The 23,052-nt window shown below is 72.2% G+C and carries 18 protein-coding genes; 11 read left to right on the top strand and 7 right to left on the bottom strand.

The window, feature by feature from the left end; genetic code table 11:
- Nucleotides 1-357 precede the first annotated feature (357 nt).
- From JXZ78_RS28495 to JXZ78_RS28470, 6 genes are all read left to right on the top strand, one after another.
- Complete coding sequence (locus JXZ78_RS28495; RefSeq protein WP_238783436.1) at nt 358-1,044, top strand: ABC transporter ATP-binding protein; 687 nt, start codon at nt 358-360, stop codon at nt 1,042-1,044.
- Nucleotides 1,041-3,458 carry an ABC transporter permease gene (locus tag JXZ78_RS28490; protein ID WP_078624320.1) on the top strand — a complete coding sequence of 806 codons (2,418 nt, stop codon included), beginning with the start codon at nt 1,041-1,043 and terminating at the stop codon, nt 3,456-3,458. The genes JXZ78_RS28495 and JXZ78_RS28490 overlap by 4 nt, the downstream gene beginning before the upstream one ends.
- Before the next feature lie 105 nt (nt 3,459-3,563).
- A complete protein-coding gene (locus JXZ78_RS28485) occupies nt 3,564-4,088 on the top strand; it encodes a PadR family transcriptional regulator (protein ID WP_030020700.1) in 525 nt (174 codons plus the stop codon).
- Nucleotides 4,085-4,774, top strand: a complete 690-nt coding sequence (locus tag JXZ78_RS28480) for an ABC transporter ATP-binding protein (protein ID WP_238783435.1) — start codon at nt 4,085-4,087, stop codon at nt 4,772-4,774. Before JXZ78_RS28485 ends, JXZ78_RS28480 begins: the two co-directional genes overlap by 4 nt.
- 64 nt (nt 4,775-4,838) lie before the next feature.
- Nucleotides 4,839-7,277 carry an ABC transporter permease gene (locus tag JXZ78_RS28475; protein ID WP_030020697.1) on the top strand — a complete coding sequence of 813 codons (2,439 nt, stop codon included), beginning with the start codon at nt 4,839-4,841 and terminating at the stop codon, nt 7,275-7,277.
- A gap of 57 nt (nt 7,278-7,334) precedes the next feature.
- A complete protein-coding gene (locus tag JXZ78_RS28470) occupies nt 7,335-9,728 on the top strand; it encodes an FtsX-like permease family protein (RefSeq protein ID WP_030020696.1) in 2,394 nt (797 codons plus the stop codon).
- Nucleotides 9,729-9,788: 60 nt separating this feature from the next.
- Here JXZ78_RS28470 and JXZ78_RS28465 read toward each other — a convergent pair whose 3' ends face one another.
- Both JXZ78_RS28465 and JXZ78_RS28460 read right to left on the bottom strand, forming a co-directional pair.
- On the bottom strand, nt 9,789-10,745 hold the full coding sequence (locus JXZ78_RS28465) for a LysR substrate-binding domain-containing protein (RefSeq protein ID WP_078624319.1): 957 nt from the start codon (nt 10,743-10,745) through the stop codon (nt 9,789-9,791).
- Between the two features lie 564 nt (nt 10,746-11,309).
- Entirely contained in the window at nt 11,310-11,660 is a 351-nt protein-coding gene (locus JXZ78_RS28460) for a histone-like nucleoid-structuring protein Lsr2 (protein ID WP_030020694.1), read from the bottom strand.
- 360 nt (nt 11,661-12,020) lie between these two features.
- Here JXZ78_RS28460 and JXZ78_RS28455 point away from each other — a divergent pair, with 360 nt between their 5' ends.
- The 3 genes from JXZ78_RS28455 to JXZ78_RS28445 all read left to right on the top strand — a co-directional run bounded on the left by JXZ78_RS28455 (nt 12,021) and on the right by JXZ78_RS28445 (nt 14,953).
- The gene (locus JXZ78_RS28455; protein ID WP_030020693.1) at nt 12,021-12,575 is read left to right on the top strand and encodes a peroxiredoxin; all 555 of its coding nucleotides are present in this window, start codon (nt 12,021-12,023) and stop codon (nt 12,573-12,575) included.
- 35 nt (nt 12,576-12,610) lie between these two features.
- Complete coding sequence (locus tag JXZ78_RS28450; protein ID WP_030020692.1) at nt 12,611-13,144, top strand: alkyl hydroperoxide reductase; 534 nt, start codon at nt 12,611-12,613, stop codon at nt 13,142-13,144.
- A 93-nt stretch (nt 13,145-13,237) separates the two neighbouring features.
- A complete protein-coding gene (locus JXZ78_RS28445; RefSeq protein ID WP_030020691.1) occupies nt 13,238-14,953 on the top strand; it encodes an alpha/beta hydrolase in 1,716 nt (571 codons plus the stop codon).
- 139 nt (nt 14,954-15,092) lie between these two features.
- Here JXZ78_RS28445 and JXZ78_RS28440 read toward each other — a convergent pair whose 3' ends face one another.
- The 4 genes from JXZ78_RS28440 to JXZ78_RS28425 all read right to left on the bottom strand — a co-directional run bounded on the left by JXZ78_RS28440 (nt 15,093) and on the right by JXZ78_RS28425 (nt 20,412).
- The gene (locus tag JXZ78_RS28440; RefSeq protein WP_238783434.1) at nt 15,093-16,607 is read right to left on the bottom strand and encodes an AI-2E family transporter; all 1,515 of its coding nucleotides are present in this window, start codon (nt 16,605-16,607) and stop codon (nt 15,093-15,095) included.
- A gap of 208 nt (nt 16,608-16,815) precedes the next feature.
- A complete protein-coding gene (locus JXZ78_RS28435) occupies nt 16,816-17,517 on the bottom strand; it encodes an aggregation-promoting factor C-terminal-like domain-containing protein (RefSeq protein ID WP_030020689.1) in 702 nt (233 codons plus the stop codon).
- 404 nt (nt 17,518-17,921) lie between these two features.
- Complete coding sequence (gene phoH2 / locus JXZ78_RS28430) at nt 17,922-19,244, bottom strand: RNA 5'-3' helicase PhoH2 (protein WP_030020688.1); 1,323 nt, start codon at nt 19,242-19,244, stop codon at nt 17,922-17,924.
- Nucleotides 19,245-19,614: 370 nt separating this feature from the next.
- On the bottom strand, nt 19,615-20,412 hold the full coding sequence (locus JXZ78_RS28425; protein WP_050502551.1) for an isoprenyl transferase: 798 nt from the start codon (nt 20,410-20,412) through the stop codon (nt 19,615-19,617).
- A 117-nt stretch (nt 20,413-20,529) separates the two neighbouring features.
- On the opposite strand from JXZ78_RS28425, the gene mgrA reads away from it, so the two are divergent.
- Nucleotides 20,530-21,573 (top strand): L-glyceraldehyde 3-phosphate reductase, encoded by a 1,044-nt coding sequence (mgrA, locus tag JXZ78_RS28420; RefSeq protein WP_372498453.1) that lies wholly within the window; start codon nt 20,530-20,532, stop codon nt 21,571-21,573.
- Between the two features lie 237 nt (nt 21,574-21,810).
- Here mgrA and JXZ78_RS28415 read toward each other — a convergent pair whose 3' ends face one another.
- Nucleotides 21,811-22,362 carry a prepilin peptidase gene (locus tag JXZ78_RS28415; protein ID WP_308281066.1) on the bottom strand — a complete coding sequence of 184 codons (552 nt, stop codon included), beginning with the start codon at nt 22,360-22,362 and terminating at the stop codon, nt 21,811-21,813.
- A 236-nt stretch (nt 22,363-22,598) separates the two neighbouring features.
- Between JXZ78_RS28415 and JXZ78_RS28410 the strand changes: the two genes are divergently transcribed.
- Complete coding sequence (locus tag JXZ78_RS28410) at nt 22,599-23,027, top strand: DUF192 domain-containing protein (RefSeq protein WP_078624318.1); 429 nt, start codon at nt 22,599-22,601, stop codon at nt 23,025-23,027.
- The last annotated feature ends 25 nt before the right edge of the window (nt 23,028-23,052 follow it).

The following is a 23,052-nucleotide window of genomic DNA, read 5'->3' as shown; positions in this document are numbered from 1 at the left end:
GGGCGGGCTGCCGCGCCGGGGGCGGCCGCCGAAGGCCGCCGGGCCGGAGGGCCCGGCAGGCACGGCGGGCGCGGCGGGCGCGGCGGACGGCGGGGAGCCGGAGCCGCCGGAACCGGAAGCAGCCAGTCCGGGCGGGTGAACACGAGGGGTGCCGGAGGCCCGGTCCGTACGCGGGCCTGGCCTCCGGCCGCTTCCGGCGTGGGTATACACCACAGGTATACACACCATGTAGAGTGGCGGACACGTCCTGCCGGGAAGCTCTCCGGGCGCCGTACCCGGCCCCCGCACCGCTCCCGCCGGCGGAGCCCCGTCCCCGCCGCCCGGACCGTCCCCGTCCGCACTTCCGGAGGCCCTCGTATGACCCCGGCCGGTTCCCTGCTCAAGGCCAGCGCGCTGTACAAGGCGTACGGCTCGACCAACGCGCTCGACGGCGCCGAGTTCTCCATCCACCCCGGCGAGGTCGTCGCCGTCATGGGCCCGTCCGGCTCCGGCAAGTCGACCCTGCTGCACTGCCTGGCCGGGATCGTCCGCCCGGACTCCGGCAGCGTCCTGTACGGCTCGCGCGACCTGACGCAGATGAGCGACGCCCAGCGCAGCGCCCTGCGCCGCGCCGACTTCGGCTTCGTCTTCCAGTTCGGCCAGCTCGTCCCCGAACTGACCTGCCTGGAGAACGTGGCCCTGCCGCTGCGTCTGAACGGCACCAAGCGCAAGGAGGCCGAGCAGCGCTCCCAGGAGTGGCTGGAGCGGCTGGAGGTCGGCGCGGTGGCGGCCAAACGGCCCGGCGAGGTCTCCGGCGGCCAGGGCCAGCGCGTCGCGGTGGCCCGCGCCCTCGCCGCCCGGCCCCGCGTGATCTTCGCCGACGAGCCCACCGGCGCCCTCGACAGCCTCAACGGCGAGCGTGTGATGACCCTGCTGACCGAGGCGGCCCGGGACACCAACGCCGCCGTCGTCCTGGTCACCCACGAGGCCCGGGTCGCCGCCTACTCCGACCGCGAGATCGTCGTCCGCGACGGGCAGGCCCGGGAAATGGCGGGCACCGTATGACCGCCGTCGAGAACCGCCCCGGCCCCACGGACCAGGAGGAGTCCCGGGCCAAGGCACCGGCCGGGATCGCCGTCTGGTTCCGCGACCTCGTCATGGGGATGCGCTTCGCGGTCGGCAGCGGCCGCGAGGGCTGGACCCGTACGCTGCTGACCGCCGTCGGTGTCGGCCTGGGCGTGGCCCTGCTGCTGGGCGCCTCCTCCGTACCGAGCCTGCTGGGCAACCGCACCGAGCGCAGCAACGCGCGGAACCTTCAGTTCGGAGAGCAGCCGCCGAAGCCCTCCGACAGCTCCTTCCTCTTCCACCGCGTGGGCTCCCAGTTCCGCGGCGAGAGCGTGGACGGCGTCCTGCTGCGTCCGGACGGCGGCCACCCGGTGCTGCCGCCCGGCGTGGACTCGATGCCCGGTCCGGGCGAGGCGGTCGTCTCCCCCTCGCTGAAGAAGCTGCTGGACTCCCCGGACGGCAGGCTGCTGCACGACCGGCTCCCCTACCGCGTGGTCGGCACCATCGGCCAAGCGGGCGTGATCGGTCCCAGCGAGCACTACTACTACGCGGGCAGCGACCAGCTGTCCCTGAAGGACAGCGGCACCAGCCGCGCCTCCGCCTACGGATGGCAGCTCCGGTCCTCCGACATGGATCCCATCCTGCTGGTCCTGATCCTGATCGGCTGCGTCGTCCTGCTGATGCCGGTGGCCATCTTCATCGCCACCGCCGTCCGCTTCGGCGGCGAGCGCCGCGACCGGCGGCTGGCCGCGCTGCGTCTGGTGGGCGCGGACAACCACATGGTGCGCCGGATCGCCGCCGGGGAGGCCCTGCTCGGCTCGCTGTTCGGGCTGGTCGTCGGCGCCGGGCTGTTCCTGTTCGGCCGGCAGTTCATCGGCGCGGTCGACATCAGCAGCCTCAACGCCTTCCCCACCGACCTGTCGCCGGTGCCCGCCCTGGCCGTCCTGATCCTGCTGGCCGTACCGGCGTCGGCCGTCGTCGTGACGCTCCTGGCGCTGCGCGGCATCGCCATCGAGCCGCTGGGCGTCGTCCGCAGCGCGGTACCGCGCCGCCGGCGCCTGTGGTGGCGGCTGCCGATCCCGGTCGTCGGGCTGGTGCTGCTGGCGATGTTCGGGACGGTCGACAAGGAGTCGGGGTCCGTCAACACGTACGCGATCGCCGGCGGCGCGGCACTGACGCTGCTGGGCCTGACCATGCTGCTGCCCTGGCTGGTGGAGGCGGTCGTGGCGCGCTTCAAGGGCGGCCCGGTCCCCTGGCAGCTGGCGGCCCGCCGGCTCCAGCTGAGCAGCAGCAGCGCGGCCCGCGCGGTCAGCGGCATCACGGTCGCCGTGGCCGGTGCCATCGCCCTGCAAATGCTGTTCTTCGCGGTCGGAGAGGACTTCACCAAGGACACCGGACAGGACACGTCCCGTGCGCAGATGCAGGCGATGCTGCCCGCCCGCGACGGCGCCACGACGCAGAAGATGATCGACGCGTTCGAGCACACCCAGGGCGTCAGCGGCGTCATCGCGACCATCGCGTCGCGGGTCTCCTCCCCCGGCCCGGAGCGCGGCGAGGGCGGCTATCCGCTGAACACCTCGGTCACGGTCGGCACCTGCGAGACGCTGCAGGAGGTCAGCCGGCCCGGCCCGTGCAAGGACGGCGACGTCTTCGTGATCAAGGGCAGCGGTCCCGACGCGTTCGTGGACGAGGACCTGCCCAAGGTCGTCCGTCCCGGCGCCCAGGTGCTGCTCAACGGCTTCGACGACGACGGCAAGATCAAGGGCAAGCCCAGCCGGTGGACCCTGCCCCGGACGATCCGCCCCGTCCAGGGCCGGCCCGACCCGACCGGCGAGCACGCCACCGGCCTGTACGCCACCATGGGCGCGGTCGACATCAAGAAGCTGGACGACCCCACGACCAAGGCCATGGTGCGGCTGGACCCGTCCGTCCCGGACGCCGCCGAGCACGCGCGCAACACCGCGGCCCGTTTCGACGTGACGGCCAGCGTCTTCCAGCTCACGGACACCACCGACGACCGGCGCTTCGTCAGCGTGCGCAACGGCCTGCTGATCGCTTCCGTCGCCACCATGACGCTGATCGCCGCCAGCATGCTGGTCACCACCCTGGAGCAGCTGCGCGAACGCCGCCGCCTGCTGTCGGTCCTGGTGGCCTTCGGCACCCGGCGCGGCACCCTCGCCTGGTCCGTGCTGTGGCAGACCGCCGTCCCGATGGTCCTCGGCCTGGCGCTCGCGGTGGCCGGCGGTCTCGGGCTCGGCCGGGTGCTGCTGAGTCTGGCGGACAAGACCGGCGTCGCATGGTCGGTGGTCTGGCCGCTGCCGCTGTTCGGCGCCGGTCTGATCCTGCTCGTGACGCTGCTCAGCATGCCGCCGCTGTGGCGGATGATGCGCGCGGACGGGCTGCGTTCGGAGTGATCCGGCACCGCCGTGTCCCGGGGCCCGCCACGGGCCCCGGGGCACGGCGACGCTATGCACGACGCGTATACACCACGGCTGTAGCGACGAAGTAAGGTGGTCGGCATGTCAATCGGTCATACGCTTCTGGGCCTCCTGGAATCCGGGCCCCGCCATGGCTACGACCTGAAGCGGGCGTTCGACGAGCACTTCGGCCACGACCGCCCGCTGCACTACGGACAGGTCTACTCGACCATGTCCCGCCTGCTGAAGAACGGCCTCGTCGAGGTGGACGGCGTCGAGGCGGGCGCGGGTCCGGAGCGCAAGCGGTACGCCATCACGGACGCCGGCGTCACCGACGTCGCCCAGTGGCTGGCCCGCCCCGAGAAGCCCGAACCGTACCTCCAGTCCACGCTCTACACGAAGGTGGTCCTGGCCCTGCTCACCGAGCGGGACGCCGCCGAGCTGCTCGACACCCAGCGCACCGAGCACCTGCGCCTGATGCGCGGCCTGACCGAGCGCAAGCGCAAGGGCGACCTCGCCGACCAGCTCATCTGCGACCACGCCCTGTTCCACCTGGAAGCCGACCTGCGCTGGCTGGAGCTGACCGCCGCCCGCCTGGACAAACTGGCCGCGGTGATCGGCCGGTGACGCCCGCGGGTTCGCTGCTGGTCGCCGAGGCCCTGCACAAGTCGTTCGGACAGACGCACGCGCTGGACGGGGTGGACTTCTCCATCCACCCCGGCGAGGTCGTCGCCGTCATGGGCCCGTCCGGCTCCGGCAAGTCGACCCTGCTGCACTGCCTGGCGGGCATCGTCCTGCCGGACTCCGGCACGGTCCGTTACGGCGACCACGAGGTGACGGGGATGAACGACGCCCAGCGCAGCGCCCTGCGCCGCGCCGACTTCGGCTTCGTCTTCCAATTCGGCCAGCTCGTCCCCGAACTGACCTGCCTGGAGAACGTCGCCCTCCCGCTGCGCCTGAACGGCGTCAAGCGCAAGGAGGCGCAGCGGCACGCCCGTGAGTGGCTGGAGCGCCTGGAGGTCGAGGACACCGGCGGCAAGCGGCCCGGCGAGGTCTCCGGCGGGCAGGGCCAGCGCGTCGCGGTGGCCCGCGCCCTCGCCGCCCGGCCCCGCGTGATCTTCGCCGACGAACCCACCGGCGCCCTCGACTCCCTCAACGGCGAACGCGTGATGACCCTGCTCACGGACGCCGCCCGGGACACCAACGCCGCCGTCGTCCTGGTCACCCACGAGGCCCGGGTCGCCGCCTACTCCGACCGCGAGATCGTCGTCCGCGACGGCAAGGTGAAGGACATGCTGGCGGGCCTGCGGTGACTCCGCCCGCCGCCCCCGCCGCACCCGGTCCGGGCAGGACCGCTGCCCCGATCGGCACCATCGGATGACGCTGCTCGGCCCGCGTACCAGGAACGGCCCCGCAGGTCCCGGCGGCCCGTCGGCCGCCCCCGGGGAGGCGGCCGTCTCCGGCTCACCTCCCGCCGGGCCCGCCGTCTGGGCCCGCGACCTCGTCACCGGGCTGCGCTTCGCCGCGGGCGGCGGCCGGGAGGGCTGGATCCGTACGGCGCTGACCGCCGTCGGCGTCGGTCTCGGCGTCGCCGTCCTGCTGCTCGGCTCGTCCGTGCCGTCCCTGATCGACTCCTGGCACGGCCGGGAGAAGGCCCGCGAGAACCTGGGCCAGGCGAACCCGCCGCGCCCCGCCGACGACACGCTGCTGTACGCCCACGCCGACACCCGGTACCACCACCAGAACATCCGCGGCCGACTCGTCGAACCCGACGGGAAGCACCCGCCGAAGCCGCCGGGCGTCGCCGCGCTCCCCGCCCCGGGGACCATGCTGGTCTCCCCTCGCCTCAAGGAGCTGCTGGACTCGCCCGACGGTACGGCGCTGCGCGAACGGCTCCCGTACCGCGTCGTGGGCACCGTCGGCGACGCCGGGCTCCAGGGGCCGGCCGAACTGACCTTCCTCGCGGGCAGCTCCGCACTGGACGAACGGCTCGGCGCCGACCGCATCGACCACTTCGGGCTGGAGTTCGTCCAGCGCCCGCTGCGGGCCCCCGCGGTGGTGCTGGTCATCATGACGTGCGTGGCGCTGCTGACGCCGGTCATGGTCTTCATCGGCACCTCCGTACGGTTCGGCAACGAACGCCGCGAACTGCGGCTCGCCGCGCTGCGCCTGGTCGGCGCCGACATCCGCACGACCCGGCGGATCGCCGCCGGGGAGACGCTGCTCGGCTCGCTGGCGGGCCTGGTGCTGGGCGCCGGGTTCTTCCTCGGCGGACGGCAGTTCGCCTCGCTGGTGACCCTGTGGGACATCAACGTCTTCCCCTCGGACATCACCCCGGACCCGGTGCTGGCCGCGCTGATCGCGGTGCTGGTGCCGTCCGCCGCCGTCCTGGTGACGCTGTTCGCGCAGCGCGGGGTGACGGTCGAGCCGCTGGGTGTCGTACGCAGCCGGCCGCCCGTCCGGCGCCGGCTGTGGTGGCGGCCGCTGGTGCCGCTGGCCGGGGCCGGGCTGCTGCTGACCGTCTCCCGGGACGCCGGCCAGGTGGACAGCGCGCTGAACACCACCCGGCTCGCCGTCGGCGCGACCCTGCTGCTGCTCGGCGTCACGGCGCTGCTGCCGTGGCTGGTCGACGCGGTGGTGCGGCGGCTGCACGGCGGCCCGGTGCCCTGGCAGCTGGCCACCCGGCGGCTCCAGCTGCACAGCGGGGCGGCCACCCGCGCGGTCGCCGGCATCACCGTCGCGGTCGCCGGGGCCATCGCCGTCCACATGACCTTCACCGGGATGCAGGCCGGGTTCGCCGCGAGCTACGCCCGCAACGGCCGCCCGGTGGTCGAGATGACCGGGGGCACGGAGGGCTGGGAGCAGACCCGGCAGGCGCTCGCGGTGCTGCGCGGCACCGAAGGGGTCAGCCGGGCGGACGGCGCGCTCGAATCCTCGGTGTCGGCCGCGGGCGACCCGGGCCGGCTGATGGAGGGCAGCGACTTCCGCATGGTGGACGGCGTGTTCGCCACCGTCGCCGACTGCGCCGGGCTGGCCCGGCTCGCCGAGATCGGCTCCTGCCGGGACGGTGACGTCTTCCGCACCGACAACCTCCCGGACGACACCTTCGCCACACCGGGCGCCCGGCTCAACCTCGACCCGCCCGAGGGCTTCCGCCCCACCCGCCCGCCGCAGGTGTGGACGCTGCCCGCCACGACCCGTACCGTCCGCGCGAAGACCGCCGACGACGGCCTGCCCGCCCGCGGCATCCTGATCACCCCGTCCGCGGTGGACGTGCACCGGATGCACCGCCCCCTGCTGCACCTGACGGTCCGCTACGACCCCGCCGCACCGGACGCGGTGGAGCGCATCCGTACCGCGGCGGCGCGCATCAACCCGTCGATGGCCGTGGTCTCGCTGGCCGAGAACCGGCACGACGGGCAGTACGACAGCCTGCGCACCGGCCTGTTCCTCGGCGCGGTGGTCACCCTGCTGCTGATCGGCGCGGGCCTGGTGATCTCCACCGTGGAGCAGCTGTACGAGCACCGGCGGCTGCTGTCGGTGCTGGACGCGTTCGGCACCCGGCGCCGCACGCTGGGCTGGTCCGTCCTGTGGCAGACCGCGATCCCCGTCGCGCTGGGCCTGGTGCTCGCCGTCGGGAGCGGGCTGGCCCTGGGCTCGCTGCTGCTGTGGCTGATCGACAGCGCGGTGTTCGTGGACTGGCCGGTGGTGGCGGCGATGGCGGGCGCCGGAGCCGGGGTGATCCTGCTGGTGACGGTGGCCAGTCTGCCGCCGCTGTGGCGCATGATGCGGCCGGACGGCCTACGGACGGAGTGAACGCAGGTGGAGAAGGACCGACGGCACCTGGTCGGGCGCTGGTGCCGTGACCTCGGCATGGGCGTGCGGTTCGCGGTCGGCGGCGGGCGCGAGGGATGGATCCGTACGGCGCTGACCGCGCTCGGCGTGGGGCTGGGCGTCGCGGTCCTGCTGACCGCCGCCGCCGTCCCGCACGCCGTGTCCACCGCCGTCGCCCGCGACCAGGCCCGCTCCGACACGTTCAGCCCCCGCTCGACCGCCGCCACCGACCGCACGCTGCTGGTCGCCCAGACCGACACCGCCTACCGGGACCGGTCCGTCCGCGGGCGCCTGGTGCGCCCGGACGGGGACCGGCCCGCCACCCCGCCCGGTGTGCCGCGCCTGCCGGGGCCCGGCGAGATGGTCGTCTCGCCCGCCCTCGCGGACCTGCTGGCCTCCTCGGACGGCGCGGACCTGCGCGACCGTTTCCGGGGCGTCCGTACGGTGGGACGGATCGGCGCCGAGGGACTGACCGGCCCGGACGAACTGGCGTACTACCAGGGGTCCGACCGGCTCACCGGTGTCCGCGCGGGCACCACGCGGATCACCTCCTTCGGCGGCGGTCCCGAGGCCGCCTTCCCCGCCACCGATCCCCAGCTGCTGCTGTCGGTCCTCGTCGGCAGCGTGGCTCTGCTGGTGCCCGTGGCCGTGTTCATCGCCGCCGCCGTGCGCTTCGGCGGGGAGCGCCGGGACCGGCGGCTGGCGGCGCTGCGGCTGGTGGGCACCGACCGTGCCACCACCCGGCGCATCGCGGCCGGCGAGGCGCTGGCCGGGGCGCTGCTGGGCCTGCTCATCGGCGCCGCCGTCTTCCTGGCCGCCCGTTATCCGCTGTCGGGGATACGGGTGCTGGACTTCGGGGTCTTCCCCTCCGACGTCGTACCCGACTGGCGGCTGGCCGCCCTCGTCGCGCTGGCCGTCCCCGCCTGCTCGGTGGGGGTCGCCCTGCTGACGATGCGCCGGATCACGGTCGAACCGCTCGGGGTGACGCGCTCGGCGCCGCCGGTGCGCCGGCGCCTGTGGTGGCGGCTGCTGCTGCCCGTCGCGGGTGCCGCGCTGCTGTGGCCCATGGCGGTCGGCGGCGTGGCGATGGTGGGCGTCTGGGCCGCGGCCCAGGTGGTCGCGGGCACCTCGCTGCTCCTGCTGGGTGTCGCGGCGCTGCTGCCGTGGCTGCTGGACGCGGTGGTCTCCCGGCTCGGCGCGGGCGGCGGGCCGTCGTGGCAGCTGGCCGTGCGGCGGCTCCAGCTGAGCACCACCGCGGCGGCGCGCTCGGTCAGCGGCATCACGGTGGCGGTCGCCGGTGTCGTCGCGGTGCAGCTGCTGCTGGCCGGCGTCCAGACCAACGAGCTGCCGGACCCGCTCCCGGCGCCCCGCGAGCACCAGATGGTGGTCGCGGACCGGGACGGGGAGCTGCCGGTGGCCGGCGCTCCCGGGATGTTCGAGCGGCTGCGGGAGACCAGGGGCGTGCGGAGCGTGTACGGCGCGCTGCTCAGCTATGCGGGGCCGCTGCCGTCCGAGGGGCACCGGGCACCCGCGGGGGGCGCCCCGGACGAGGAGTCCTACCCCGTGCGCTACCGGCTGGTCGTGGCCGACTGCGACGCGCTGCGCCAGATGGTCCGTACCGACCGGTGTGTCGACGGCGACACGTTCTACGCCCCTCCCAAAGTCTCCCGGGAGGACGGCACGGAAACCGGCCTGCTCGCCGCCGACGCACCCCCGGTCCCCCGTCCCGGCACCCGGCTGGCCGTCTCCCCGGACGCCGGAAACCGTCCGGCCGCCTGGACGGTTCCGCGCACCGTACGCACCGTCGACACGCTCCCCAACTTCTTCTCCCTGCACGAGGCCAACCTCCTCGCTACGCCCGGCGCCCTGGACCCCGCGCTGCTGCGGTCTCCCTCCACCGAGTTCGAGGTCCACCTCGACCCCGACCGGCCGGAAGCCGTCGAGTACGTACGCAACACGGCGGCGCAGACCGACCCGCGCCTGCAAGCCATGCCTCTGTGGGACACCTCCACCAGGAGCAGCGAGCGGCAACCCGAGCTGTACGACATCGTCCGCGCGGCGCTCCAGGCCGGTGCGGTGGGGGTGCTGTGCCTCATCGGGGCCGGCCTGCTCATCTCCGTACTGGAACAACTGCGCGAGCGACGGCTGTTGTTGTCGGCCCTGGACGCCTTCGGCACACCGCGCCGCACGCTCGGCCGGTCGGTGCTGTGGCAGACCGCCATACCCGTCGTCCTCGGCCTGGCCCTCGCGGTCGGCTGCGGCCTGTCGGCCGGTCTCCTGCTGCTGCACCTGGTGCACAAGCCGATGCTGCCGGACTGGCCGGGCATCGCCGCCCTCGCCGGTACGGCCGGGGCGGTGGTCCTCACGGTGACCGCGCTCAGCCTGCCGCTGCTGTGGCGGCTGATGCGGCCGGACGGGCTGCGTACGGAGTAGGCGGGGCGCCGGGGCGGGGGCTGTTAGGCCGGGCGCCGGCCACCGTACGCCCGGTCCGGCTCACTCGGCGATCCGTACCGGAAGGCCCTTCATCGCCTCGCGCAGCGCCGCCGCGAACTCCTCGAACTCGCCCTGGCGCGCCGCACCCGACCGCATGGCCAGCGCGATCCGCCGGGACGGCGCCGGGTCGGCGAAGTACCCGGTCGTGAGCTGGTCGTTGCGGGCCGTCTCGACCCGCAGCGCGGTGCGCGGCAGCAGCGTGACGCCCAGGCCGCCCGCGACCAGCTGGACCAGGGTCGACAGCCCGGCCGCGCTGGTGGTCACCGGCGCGCCCTCGTCGCGGCCCGCCTCCCGGCAGATGTCCAGCGCCTGGTCGCGCAGGCAGTGCCCCTCGTCCAGCAGCAGCAGGTCCATGTCCTTGAGCGCCTCGCGCGGGATGTCGCCGCGCCCGCCCAGCCAGTGGTCCGTCGGCGCGACCAGCACGAAGTCCTCGTCGAACAGCGGGAGTTCGGTGATGGTCGGGGCGCCCAGCGGCACGGCGAGCAGCAGCAGGTCCAGCCGCCCCTGCTGGAGGCCGTCCAGCAGCGACCCGGTCTGCTCCTCGTGGACCTGGAGCTCCAGGTCGGGGTACGTGTCGTGCACCAGTCGCAGGACGGTCGGCAGCAGGTACGGGGCGACGGTCGGGATCACCCCGAGCCGCAGTACGCCGGTGAACGGCGCACGGGCCGCCTCCGCCTCCTCCATCAGGTCACCCACCGCTTCCAGTACGGTACGGGCGCGGGCGGCGACCCGCTCCCCGGCGGGCGAGAGCAGCACCTTACGAGTCGTCCGCTCCAGCAGCTGCACCCCGAGAGTCTCCTCCAGGGCCGACACGGCACCGGACAGGGCGGGCTGGCTCATGCCGATCTCCGCCGCGGCCTCCCGGAAGTGCAGGTGCTCGGCCACCGCCGCAAAGGCCCGCAGCTGCGCCAGACTGGGCTGCCGCGGCCGGGCCCCGGGATTCGTGGGGGATGCCACCGATAGCCACCTCCGATCAGAGTGATCCAGTCTAATCGCGGGGCAGGCCCCTCCCCGGGGAAGGACTTTTCGGCGCAAGGGTCAGGAGCGCGGCGGCCGGGGTAATGCCCCTCCGTGTTACCGACGGGTTTCGGCGCGGGCGCCGGCGGGCACCTTCCAGCGGGCGCGCGGCGCGCATTTGGGGGCCGGGAATCCCGTCACCCTATTTCGGCGGCCGCCCGCGGGATTGCGGACCGGACGCCCGGTCGGATTCTCCCGGCCCGACAGCGTTTTCCTGCGCAGGGCACCGCAGGCGTCACACGGACACCCGCCGCCGACAGGATCGGGGATACGGCTCCGCGGGGATACCGCCGGAAGGGATACGGCCGCAGCGGGATACACCCTGTTCCCGGCAGCCGTGCCGCCGCATTTCCGGCAGCCGCGATCAGCCGCCGTCCGGAGGGCGGCAGCCGACGCCGAGAATCCGGCGCACCGGCTGCCACCAGCACCGTTCTCCAGGCCAGGGGCCTGGACCGGCCGAAATCCGTCCGCCGTCACGACGTCTTCGGCCGGCTCGGGCAACGCCTACTTGGTGGCGTTCTGGTACGCCTCACGGATATCTGCGGACACCCGGCCGCGCTCGTTCACCTCGTAGCCGTTCTCCTTGGCCCAGGCGCGGATCTTCGCGGTCTCACCCGAACCTGAAGCCGCGGCGGAGCCGCTCGCCTTGCGCGCCCCGGCGCCCGCCTTCACCCGTCCGGTACGGCGTCCGGCCTTCAGGAAGGGACCGATCGCCTCCAGCAGCTTGTCGTAGCTGTCCGGGGCGAGGTCGACCTCGTATGCAATACCGTCGACCGCGAGTGCGTGCGTGGCGACCTCCGTGGATTCTTCCCCGGTGAGGTCATCCGTGTAAATAGTGACGATCTTCTGTGCCATGCGGGTGATTGTACGTCTCGCGGCTCGCGCTGGGGCCATTCTTTGGCGAGGTGCGTGAACCGGGGAACATCGTTTCGGAGATAGCCGGTGGATTCCCCGGAATCCCGCCCCTTTTCGACCGATCCGGCATTGTTGTGCACGGCCGCGCATACCCCACGACGGCCCGGCCCGCCAGCGGAGCAGATCACTCCCGGCCGGATCGCCGCCGCCGGCCGCGCCCCGCCCACTGATAGCCAGCACCGATCAACACTTCTCGATCTGGCTATTTCCCCGATCAATGACCCCTGTGGCAGTGTAGGGAACCGTCCAACCCCTCGCGTAAGCCCTGTATCAGGACTTACGGCACACGAAGGAGAGCCTGTGCTCACTGTCGGTGACAAGTTCCCCGAGTTCGATCTGACCGCCTGCGTGTCGCTGGAGAGCGGCAAGGAGTTCGACCAGATCAACCACAAGACCTACGAAGGCAAGTGGAAGATCGTCTTCGCCTGGCCCAAGGACTTCACCTTCGTGTGCCCCACGGAGATCGCCGCCTTCGGCAAGCTGAACGACGAGTTCGCCGACCGCGACGCCCAGATCCTCGGCTTCTCCGGTGACTCCGAGTTCGTGCACCACGCCTGGCGCAAGGACCACCCGGACCTGACCGACCTGCCCTTCCCGATGCTGGCCGACTCCAAGCACGAGCTGATGCGCGCGCTCGGCATCGAGGGCGAGGACGGCTTCGCGCAGCGTGCCGTCTTCATCGTGGACCAGAACAACGAGATCCAGTTCACCATGGTGACCGCCGGTTCCGTCGGCCGTAACCCCAAGGAGGTCCTGCGGGTCCTCGACGCGCTGCAGACCGACGAGCTGTGCCCCTGCAACTGGAGCAAGGGCGACGAGACCCTCGACCCGGTCGCGCTGCTCTCGGGCGAGTGAAGCGCGGCTAGCAGCGAACCGGAAGGAGATCCGTCATGGCTCTCGATGAACTGAAGTCCGCCGTCCCGGACTTCGCCAAGGACCTGAAGCTGAACCTCGGTTCGGTGATCGGCAACAGCGAGCTGCCCAAGCAGCAGCTCTGGGGCACCGTCCTGGCCTGCGCGATCGCCTCGCGCTCGCCGAAGGTGCTGCGCGAGCTGGAGCCGGAGGCCAAGGCCAACCTCTCCGACGAGGCCTACGCCGCGGCCAAGTCCGCCGCCGCCATCATGGCGATGAACAACGTGTTCTACCGGACCCGGCACCTGCTGTCGGACCCGGAGTACGGCACGATGCGCGCCGGCCTGCGGATGAACGTCATCGGCAACCCGGGCGTGGAGAAGGTCGACTTCGAGCTGTGGTCGCTGGCCGTCTCGGCCATCAACGGCTGCGGCATGTGCCTGGACTCGCACGAGCAGGTGCTGCGCAAGGCGGGCGTGGACCGCGAGACGATCCTTGAGGCCATCAAGATCGCTTCCGTCCTCCAGGCCGTCGGCGCGACCCTCGACTCCGAGGCCACCCTCGCCGAATAGGTGAACCGGAGGCGTCCCCGCCGGGGCGCCCGGCCGGTACGGCAGAGCCCCGTGGACCACGTGTCCGCGGGGCTCTGCGCATAATGAGAGCACATGTCCGTTCTGCACCTCGTCGTCCGGTGGCTCAGACGTCCGTACTGGGACGCGCCGGACCCCGCCTGGGTCGTCCGCCGCTGGCCCGACCTCACCGCCTGCTGCGTCGCGGCGCTCTTCTTCTGGCTCTCCCTCACCCCGTCGCTGCTCCCCCGCCCCTGGTACCTCCAGGGGCTGATCGGCGGCATCACCGCGGCCATCGGCTACGCCGCGGGAGCCGCGGCGAGCGCCCTCTTCCGCGCCCTGTGCCGGTACCGCCCCGCCGAACGCACCCGCGCCCGCTGCTGGCTGGCCTTCCATGTCCTGGGCCTCGTGCTGTCCACGGCGGCCGTCTCCTGGAGCGCGCACGCCCAGCGCCGGCTGCGCCGCCTCCAGGAGGTCGAGCCCTCGCTGGTCTGGCACACCCCGATGATCATTTTGATCGCGGTGGCGGTCTGCGCGCTGTTCGTGCTGCTCGCCCGCTGCGTACGGCTGGTGGCCCGGCGGCTCGCCCGGTTCTTCGGCCGCTGGGTGCCGCGTCCGGCCGCGTACGTGATCGGTGCGGCGCTGACCGCCCTGCTGGTCGCCGTCGGCTCCAAGGACGTCCTGTACGAGCGCGGCTTCATCGACCTCGTCGACCGGATCTCCAAGGCCGCGAACCTGAGCACCGCCGACGGCATCACCCAGCCCGCCTCCGCGTACGTCTCCGGCGGCCCCACCTCCGTCGTCGACTGGGAAGAACTCGGGGCCGAGGGCCGCAACTTCATCGGCTCGGTGCCCCGCAAGCAGGACATCACCGCCTTCACCGGCCGCCCGGCCAAGGACCCGGTCCGCGTGTACATCGGCGAACAGGAGGGCGGTGACGCGCACTTCCGGCGCACCGCCGACCTCGCCGTACAGGAGCTGGAGCGCACCGGCGGCTTCGACCGCGAGGTGCTGGCCCTGCTGGGCACCACGGGCAGCGGCTGGGTGGACCCGCGGATGCCGGAGCCGCTGGAGTACATGTACGGCGGCGACTCCGCGATCGTCGCGACCCAGTACTCGTACCTGCCGTCCTGGATCTCCTTCCTCGTCGACAAGGAGAAGGCGGCGCGGGACGCCCGCGCGGTGTTCGACGCGGTGTACGCGAAGTGGTCCGCGCTGCCCGCCGACGACCGTCCCAAGCTGGTGGTGGGCGGCGAGAGTCTCGGCACGTACGCGACCGAGGCGGGCTTCGGCAGTCTGGACGACATGCTCGGCAAGGTGGACGGCGCGCTGCTGGCCGGGCCGCCCAACGTCAGTCCCGTCTGGCGGGAGGTGACCGCCGGGCGCGACCCCGGCAGCCCGGTGTGGCGTCCGGTGTACGACCACGGGCGGCACGTCCGCTTCGCGCAGTACCCGGAACGCGATCTGCGGCGCCCCGACGGCCCGTGGGAGCACCCCCGGGTGGTCTATCTCCAGAACGCCTCGGACCCGGTGGTGTGGTGGTCCCCCGACCTGCTCTTCCACCGTCCCGCGTGGCTGGACCGCCCGCTCGGCCCGGATGTCACCGACGAGATGCGCTTCTGGCCGGTCATCACCTTCTGGCAGACCACCGTCGATCTGGCGGTCTCCTTCGGCGCGCCGCCGCCGCACGGCCACCGCTACGGAACGGGCGCGGTGGACGGCTGGGCGGCGGTCGTCCCGCCGCCGGGCTGGACCGACCGGGACACGGCCCGGCTGCGGGCGTACGAGGGCGCGAAGGACGCGCCGTACTGAGACCGCCGTGCTGAGACCGCCGTACCGAGACGCCCCGTGCCGGGCGGGCGGCCGGCCGCCGTACCGAGCGGCCGGCCCGGGTCGCGGGTGTCCGGGGCCCGGGTGTCCGGGCCCCGGGTGTCCGGGGCCCGCCGCCGGGTCAGTCCTGCGGTGCGCTCCCCTTCGGCGGGGTCGGCGCGACGTCCAGCGCCGTGGCGCCGTGCGGGGACGGCGCCATCCGCAGGGCCTGTTCCCGTGAGTACGAGCGCAGATAGCCGACGACCGTGTTGGTGACCGCGACCAGCGGGACCGCGACGACCGCGCCGCCGATGCCGGCCACCAGGCCGCCCGCGGCCACCGACAGGATGACGGCGAGCGGGTGGACCCGTACCGCACGGCCCAGGATGAACGGCTGGAGGATGTGGCCCTCGATCTGCTGCACCGCCAGGACGACCGCGAGCACCATCAGCGCGGCGAAGACGCCCTGGGTCACCAGCGCGACCACGCACGCCAGCGCGCCCGAGACGACCGCGCCCACCAGCGGGATGAAGGCGAACAGGAAGATGAAGACGGCGAGCGGCACGGCCAGCGGCACGTCGAGGAAGTAGATGCCGATGCCGATGAAGATGGCGTCGATCAGCGCCACTATCACCGTCCCGCGCACATAGGCGGTCAGGGTGCGCCAGGCGCGCGGCCCGGCGCCCGCCACGCCCTCGCGCGCCGCACTCGGTACCAGCCTGAGCACCCAGTTCCAGATGCGCCGGCCGTCGTACAGCAGGAAGAGCGTGGTGAACATCGCCAGCAGGATGCCGGTGAGCACCTCCAGCACGACGGTGACACCCTCCAGGCCGGCCGAGGTGATGGCCTGTGTGTTGGCGCCGACGGCGTCCTGGAGGTTCTTGGCGATGTGGTTGATCTGGTCCTCGGTGACGTGGAACGGGCTCTTGAGGAGCCAGCCCTTCAGCTCGGTGATGCCTTCCTGGATCCGGCTGGACACCGAGTCAATGTTGTCCTGAACCTGCCATACGACGAACCATCCGACCAGGCCCATGATGACAAACCCGGCGATGAACGTGAGCGCCGTGGCGAGCCCCCGCGGCACGCCCCGGCGCTTGAGCCAGGCGACGGTCGGCTGGAGCAGCGCGGTGATCAGCAGCGCGGCGACGAACGCCAGCACGACGAGCTGGATGGAGGTGATGACCTTGGCCAGCACCCAGATCGCCGCGGCCAGGATCAGCAGCCGCCAGCTCGCCTCGGCCGCGACCCGGACACCCCACGGCACCGCGGCCACCGGGTCGGGGCGGGGCGCGACGGCGGGCGCGTACGTCGGCGGGGCCGGGACCGAGTCCGGCGGCCGGTGCGCGTCCTCCGGCGCGTCGGGCGCGACGGACGCGTCAGCCGCTTCGGGCGCGTGCGGCGCGTGGGGCGCGTGCGGCGCGTGCGGCGCGTTGGTGCCGCCGGACGGCCCGCCGTCGGGCTGCGCGCCGGTGTACGTACCGGCGTACGCGTCGTCGTGCGGCGCACGGGACCCGGCCGCGCGCCCGACAGGCCTCAGCTCTTCCGGGTCGCTCTCTTCCTCCGCCGCCTCCGCACGGCGGCGCTGGTCCTCCAGCCGCTGCGCGATCCGCGTCAGACCGGCGCCGAGGCCACCGACCCACTGAGGCAATCTGGACATGTCACTTCCTCTTCCCCTCCCGCCCCCCGGTGCTGTCAGGACGACGTTACCGGTGCGGGACGCACGAAACCCCCGACGCCGTCGCGGCCGGGGGTTTCGCGTACGAAGCGGAGAGGCGGACCACCTTACGCGGTGGTCCGCCCTCACGTTCCGGTACCTGCGGCTGTGCTCCGGAACCAGCGGTTCATCGCCGGTGCCGGTGGCCGTTCTAGTACCAGTGGTTGTTCTGCCAGAAGCCCCAGGCACCACAGGGGCTGTCGTAGCGGCTGTTCATGTAGTTCAGCCCCCACTTGATCTGGGTGGCCGGGTTGGTCCGCCAGTCGGAACCCGCGGAGGCCATCTTGGTGCCGGGCAGCGCCTGGACCAGGCCGTAGGCGCCGGAGGAGGCGTTGGTGGCGCGGTAGTTCCAGCCGGACTCGTGGTCCACGATGTTGCTGAAGCACTGGAACTGGTCGGCCGGCAGCATCTGCCGGGCGATGGCCTGCGTCTCGGCGATCGAGTACGACGCCTTGGCGGTGAAGGTGGACGCGTCGCGCGCGGCGGAGCGGGAGGCTTCCTTCTCCTTCTCGCGCTCCTTGGCGTCCTTCTCGGCCTTCGCCTTCTTGTCGGCCGCGTCCTTCTTGTCCTGCGCGTCCTGGGCGGCGGCCTTGCGGGCCGACTCCTGCGCGGACTTCAGCGCGGCGGCGTCCGCCTGGGTGGACGCCTCGTCCGCCTGCTGCGTAAGGGAGGCCGTCTGCACCTGGGCCTGGAGGCCCGCGGGTACGTCGGCGATCGTCGCGTCGGCCGCGGCGGCCTCGGTGTGGGCGACCGAGCCCTGCTCCTGGCCTGACGCGACGCCGACGACGGCGCCGACGGTGGTGACCGCGGTGGCGGAGGCCACGGCGAATCCCCGGACCGAAATCCGGCTCACACGCTTTCCTTCCAGCATCGTCCGCATAGGTGACCTCGCGGACGCAATCGTGCCCCTGGCGCTGGCCTCCCCTTGTTCCGCCCCCGTTTGAGCGGCGGGAACGGCTGGTCACGGGAGGCACGGGCCCGGTACGTCCCCCTCGGGGTCCGCGTGGTGCTCGGGCGGCATACGGCGACGCTATGCAGTTCTGGGGTTCCGCACCGCTGGGGGTGCTGGTGTGCCGTATGCGGGGCCTGACAGGACCCAGACTCTGCCCGAACCGGACGCGCGGAATCAATTCATCGTTGCGTGTGAAAGCTCACACCCCGTTTGCCGCGCGCGATCTGCGGAAAACCCCGCGCGACGCGGCGCCGCCCGGCTAAGCTCCTGCGCTTCTGCCGGGCGGCGCCGCGTTCGACAAACGGTCAGATCCTGCCGTCCTCCAGCATTTCGGTCACCAGGGCCGCGATCGGCGACCGCTCCGAGCGGGTGAGGGTGACGTGCGCGAACAGCGGATGGCCCTTCAGTTTCTCGACGACCGCCACCACCCCGTCGTACCGGCCGACCCGCAGGTTGTCGCGCTGCGCGACGTCATGGGTGAGCACGACACGCGAGTTGGCGCCGATCCGGGACAGCACCGTCAGCAGCACGTTGCGTTCCAGCGACTGCGCCTCATCGACGATGACGAACGCGTCGTGCAGGGACCGGCCGCGGATGTGGGTCAGCGGCAGTACCTCCAACATGCCGCGGCCCACCACCTCTTCGATGACGTCCGAGGTGGTCACCGCCGACAGCGTGTCGAAGACGGCCTGGGCCCACGGGCTCATCTTCTCCGCCTCGGTGCCCGGCAGATAGCCCAGCTCCTGCCCGCCGACCGCGTACAGCGGACGGAAGACCATCACCTTGCGGTGCTGCTGCCGCTCCAGCACCGCCTCCAGGCCCGCGCACAGCGCCAGCGCCGACTTGCCCGTACCGGCGCGCCCGCCCATCGAGACGATGCCGACCTCCGGGTCCAGCAGCAGGTCGAGCGCGACCCGCTGTTCGGCGCTGCGGCCGTGGATGCCGAACGCCTCCCGGTCGCCGCGAACCAGCCGTACGCTGCCGTCCGCCGTGACCCGGCCGAGCGCCTTGCCGCGCTCGGACTGGAGCACCAGCCCGGTGTGCACGGGCAGCTCGGCGGCCTCGGGCAGATACGCGGTCTCCTCGGCGAAGAGGCCGTCGATCTGCTCCGGCGTCGCGGTCAGCTCCGCCATGCCCGTCCAGCCGGAGTCCGTGATGGCCAGTTCGGCGCGGTACTCCTCCGCCAGCAGGCCCACCGCGGACGCCTTGATGCGCAGCGGCAGGTCCTTGGAGACGACCGTGACGTCGTAGCCCTCGGCCTGGAGGTTGCGGGCCACCGCGAGGATCCGCGAGTCGTTGTCGCCCAGGCGGAAGCCGGCGGGCAGTACGCCCGGGTCGGCGTGGTTCAGCTCGACCCGGAGGGATCCCCCCAGGTCCCCGATGGGGATCGGGGCGTCCAGCCGTCCGTGCCGTACCCGGTACTCGTCCAGGAGGCGCAGGGCCTGCCGGGCGAAATAGCCGAGTTCGGGATGATGCCTCTTCGCCTCCAGTTCGGTGACCACGACGACCGGCAGCACGACTTCGTGCTCGTCGAAGCGGGACATGGAGCCTGGATCCGCCAGCAGCACGCTGGTGTCGAGGACATAGGTGCGCCGGCCGTTCTCACGGCGCTGCTTGCTGTTCACCACGGGTGGACGTACCCCCTCGGATGAGGTCGGGGTGCGACGGCGTCGCGGAAGTGGAGCCGCCGCGCCGTCAGGCGGCGGGCGACGGGACCGGGCTCGGGCCACGCTGCACGGGCCGAACGCCGGCCCTCCGCGTCGTCCGTGCGGTCCGCACGGTCGTCCGTGATGTGCAAAGGGCCTCCCGGGCGGACGGCCCCGTGCCGTCCGCTGAGATACGGCATCCGATGACTGGTACTGCCGGATACCGACCTGGAAGGGATATTCCCGCGAACGTGCGCACCCATGCAATGGCATATGACGCACGGTCGGTGAACGCTTGGTTACGGATTTGGCGCGGGTGTGCTCCCGCGCCTGGAGGGGCGCCCCGGTTGGCCTAAAACCCGTAACGCCGGTGACGGGCGGCGTAGTCGCGCAGGGCGCGCAGGAAGTCCACCTTGCGGAAGGCCGGCCAGAAGACCTCGCAGAAGTAGTACTCCGAGTGGGCGCTCTGCCAGAGCATGAAGCCGGACAGCCGCTGCTCGCCGCTGGTGCGGATCACCAGGTCCGGGTCCGGCTGGCCGCGGGTGTAGAGGTGCTCGGAGATCAGGTCGATGTCGACGATGTCGGCCAGTTCCTCGAAGGAGGTGCCGCGCTCGGCGTGCTCCAGGAGCAGCGAGCGCACCGCGTCCGCGATCTCCTGCCGGCCTCCGTAGCCGACAGCGACGTTGACCAGGATGCCGGTGTGGTCGGCGGTGGCCTGCTCGGCCTCCTTGAGCACCTTCTGCGTGCCGTCGGGCAGCAGGTCGCGGTTGCCGACGTGGTGGACCCGCCAACGGCCGTCGGCGGCCAGGCCGCGCACGGTGTTCTCGATGATCCCCAGCAGCGGGTCGAGTTCCTTCGCGGGCCGGTCGAGGTTGTCCGTCGACAGCATCCAGAGCGTGACCACCTCGACGTCGGTCTCGGCGCACCAGCCCAGCAGCTCGCTGATCTTTTCGGCGCCGGCCTGGTGCCCCTGCACGGTGGTCCGGCCGTCGGCCCGCGCCCAGCGGCGGTTGCCGTCGAGGATGACGCCGATGTGCTTGGGGACCTGGTCATGGTCGAGGCGGCCTTCGACCCGGCGGGCGTAGAGCCTGTAGACGAGGTTGCGCAAAGCGGGCGGGTACGGGATGCGCACCCCGGAAGATCGCAGCATGTGTGGTCAAGCCCCTCCGTGCAAATGGCGGTCGCCCCCGTCGCCTCAAGTCGGCAACTTTACGTCGCTCACGTCCCGGCGGCCCAATCAGGTGTGTCACAACTCCGTGATAAGGAGATGACCATGACTGACGCCTCTGTCCACATTGCCGCGAATACGCGCTACGACTCCATGGAGTACCGCCGCACCGGCCGCAGCGGTCTCAAACTCCCCGCCGTCTCCCTGGGCCTGTGGCACAACTTCGGTGACGACCGTGCCCTGGCGTCCCAGCGGGCGATCCTGCGCCGCGCCTTCGACCTGGGCGTGACCCACTTCGACCTGGCGAACAACTACGGGCCGCCGCCCGGCTCGGCCGAGCTGAACTTCGGAAAGATCTTCGCGCAGGACTTCCGGCCCTACCGCGACGAGATCGTCCTCTCCACCAAGGCCGGATATCTCATGCACCCCGGCCCGTACGGCGAATGGGGTTCGCGCAAATATCTCCTCTCGTCGCTGGATGCCTCACTGAAGCGGATGGGTGTCGATTACGTCGACATCTTCTATTCGCACCGTTTCGACCCGGACACCCCGCTGGAGGAGACGATGGGCGCCCTGGCGTCCGCCGTCCAGCAGGGCAAGGCGCTGTACGTGGGCGTCTCGTCCTACTCCGCCGAGCAGACCCGCGAAGCCGCCCGCATCCTCAAGGAGATGGGCGTCCGGCCGCTGATCCACCAGCCTTCCTACTCGATGATCAACCGGTGGACGGAGGAGGACGCCCTCCTCGACACCCTGGAGGCGGAAGGCATGGGCTGCATCTCCTTCGCCCCCCTCGCCCAGGGCCTGCTCACCGACAAGTACCTGGACGGCATCCCGGAGGGCTCGCGCGCGTCGCAGGGCAAGTCGCTCGATCCGGGCCTGCTCTCGGACGACGTACGGCGGCGGCTGCGCGGCCTGAACGAGATCGCCGCACGCCGCGGCCAGTCCCTCGCCCAGCTGGCGCTCTCCTGGGTGCTGCGGGACGAGCGGATGACCTCGGCGCTGATCGGGGCGAGCAGCGTGGCGCAGCTGGAGGCCAATGTGGCGGCGGTGGGCGCTCCGAAGATCACGGATGCGGAGCTGTCCGAGATCGAAGAGTTCGCGAAGTCGACCGACGGTGTGAACATCTGGGCCAAGCGCGGCTGATTCTGTTCGGTCTCTGACGCCTTCGCGGGGCGCTCCCCGCGCCCCGCAGAGACGTTCGCACGATCCGTGTACGAAACCCGTCCCGCCATGATCATGGCGAGATCCGTACCAGGGGACAAAAAGCGGGCCGGTCCGTGGGGGGGATACGGACCGGCCCGAGGGGGGGGTTTCCACCATAACCCCGAAGAGGGGGTGCTCAGTGCAACTTCCGGTGGAACGGCGCGTCCGGTTTCTGGATCAAGGCGCCGCCGCGGCCCCGAGAAGCACCCCGAGCAACGCCCCGATGATCATGAAAGGGCCGTACGGCATGGCCGGTTCAGGCCCATCATCACGGGCTTCCGCGCCCCTGGCGCGCCGCAGCAGCAAGCCGCATCCGTAGAGCGCGCCGAGCAGCAACCCCAGGAATGCGCCAGTGATCAGAATTGCCCAGCCGTACCACCCAAGAGTGACCCCCAGCCCGATCGCCAGCTTGACGTCACCCAGCCCCATTCCCGCAGGATTGACCAAATATAGGACGAAATAAAATCCCCCGAGCCCGAGCCCCCCGAGCAGCGCCCCGCCCCACACCCCCGCCCCTCTCCCACCCAGCGCGACAAGCCCCAGCATCACCACGACACCGGCCGCCAGCGGCAGCGTCAGCACATCGGGCAGCCGCCGCACCCGCCAGTCCACGACGGCGAGCAGTACCGTCACAGGAACCACCGCGAGCCAGACCACCAATTCGGGCCGCGCACCGGTGGCGGCGGCGAGCAGTGCGCCGGCCAGCGCACCGGCCAGGGCAGTCCCCACCGCCCCAGGCCCGTACGGCCCACACCCGCGGCAACGCCCCGGCCCCGCCCAACCCCGCAGCGGCCCGCCGATGGACCGCCCGCACGGACACCGGCCACGCCACCCCTCCCCCGGCTCGACAGCCAGCCGATAGGCGGGCCGAGGCACGAGCACCCCGACCGCGCCCCCGTACACAGCGGCGAGAACCATCAACATCACAGCCACACGGCCGACCCTAGGCTGATAAAACGCTTCCCATGCCCCGCTGGCAGAACGGATCAGGAACGCTCCGCTTCGTACAGACCGACGCCGGAGAAACGACGCCCGCGAACGAACCACCGCCCCCCGGAACGACCGCCCCGACCACTCCCTCGGCCCCCGTGGCCATCCCCTTGGAGATCGCCGCCTCCTACCGGGCGCGCTCCCGCGGCCTGCTGGGCCGCGACGGCATCGACGGCGCCCTGCTCCTCACCCCGGCGAGCGGCGTACACACCTTCCGTATGCGCTTCGCCATCGACGTCGCGTACCTCACCCGCGACCTCACCGTGCTCGCCGTACACACCATGCGGCCGGGACGGCTCGGCCGCCCCCGCCTCCGCGCCCGGCACGTACTGGAGGCGGAAGCCGGCGCGATGCCCCGCTGGGGCCTGCGCCCCGGCACCCGCCTCACGATCGACACCCCCTGACCCTCCAGCCCGGCCTACCGGTCCG

It is taken from the genome of Streptomyces monomycini, assembly GCF_022271435.1.
Lineage (GTDB): Bacteria > Actinomycetota > Actinomycetes > Streptomycetales > Streptomycetaceae > Streptomyces > Streptomyces monomycini.
Note: the sequence above shows the minus strand (reverse complement) of the source record. Positions and strands in the feature narration are given on the sequence as shown.

What these genes read in the sequence shown, in the direction of transcription:
- JXZ78_RS28490 (WP_078624320.1), top strand. Translation starts at nt 1,041, where the DNA reads ATGACCGCCGTCGAGAACCGCCCCGGCCCCACGGACCAGGAGGAGTCC.
- JXZ78_RS28450 (WP_030020692.1), top strand. Translation starts at nt 12,611, where the DNA reads ATGGCTCTCGATGAACTGAAGTCCGCCGTCCCGGACTTCGCCAAGGAC.
- JXZ78_RS28425 (WP_050502551.1), bottom strand. Translation starts at nt 20,412, where the DNA reads ATGCTGCGATCTTCCGGGGTGCGCATCCCGTACCCGCCCGCTTTGCGC.
- JXZ78_RS28475 (WP_030020697.1), top strand. Translation starts at nt 4,839, where the DNA reads ATGACGCTGCTCGGCCCGCGTACCAGGAACGGCCCCGCAGGTCCCGGC.
- JXZ78_RS28485 (WP_030020700.1), top strand. Translation starts at nt 3,564, where the DNA reads ATGTCAATCGGTCATACGCTTCTGGGCCTCCTGGAATCCGGGCCCCGC.
- mgrA (WP_372498453.1), top strand. Translation starts at nt 20,530, where the DNA reads ATGACCATGACTGACGCCTCTGTCCACATTGCCGCGAATACGCGCTAC.
- JXZ78_RS28445 (WP_030020691.1), top strand. Translation starts at nt 13,238, where the DNA reads ATGTCCGTTCTGCACCTCGTCGTCCGGTGGCTCAGACGTCCGTACTGG.
- JXZ78_RS28440 (WP_238783434.1), bottom strand. Translation starts at nt 16,607, where the DNA reads ATGTCCAGATTGCCTCAGTGGGTCGGTGGCCTCGGCGCCGGTCTGACG.
- JXZ78_RS28460 (WP_030020694.1), bottom strand. Translation starts at nt 11,660, where the DNA reads ATGGCACAGAAGATCGTCACTATTTACACGGATGACCTCACCGGGGAA.
- JXZ78_RS28410 (WP_078624318.1), top strand. Translation starts at nt 22,599, where the DNA reads ATGCCCCGCTGGCAGAACGGATCAGGAACGCTCCGCTTCGTACAGACC.
- JXZ78_RS28470 (WP_030020696.1), top strand. Translation starts at nt 7,335, where the DNA reads ATGGGCGTGCGGTTCGCGGTCGGCGGCGGGCGCGAGGGATGGATCCGT.
- JXZ78_RS28495 (WP_238783436.1), top strand. Translation starts at nt 358, where the DNA reads ATGACCCCGGCCGGTTCCCTGCTCAAGGCCAGCGCGCTGTACAAGGCG.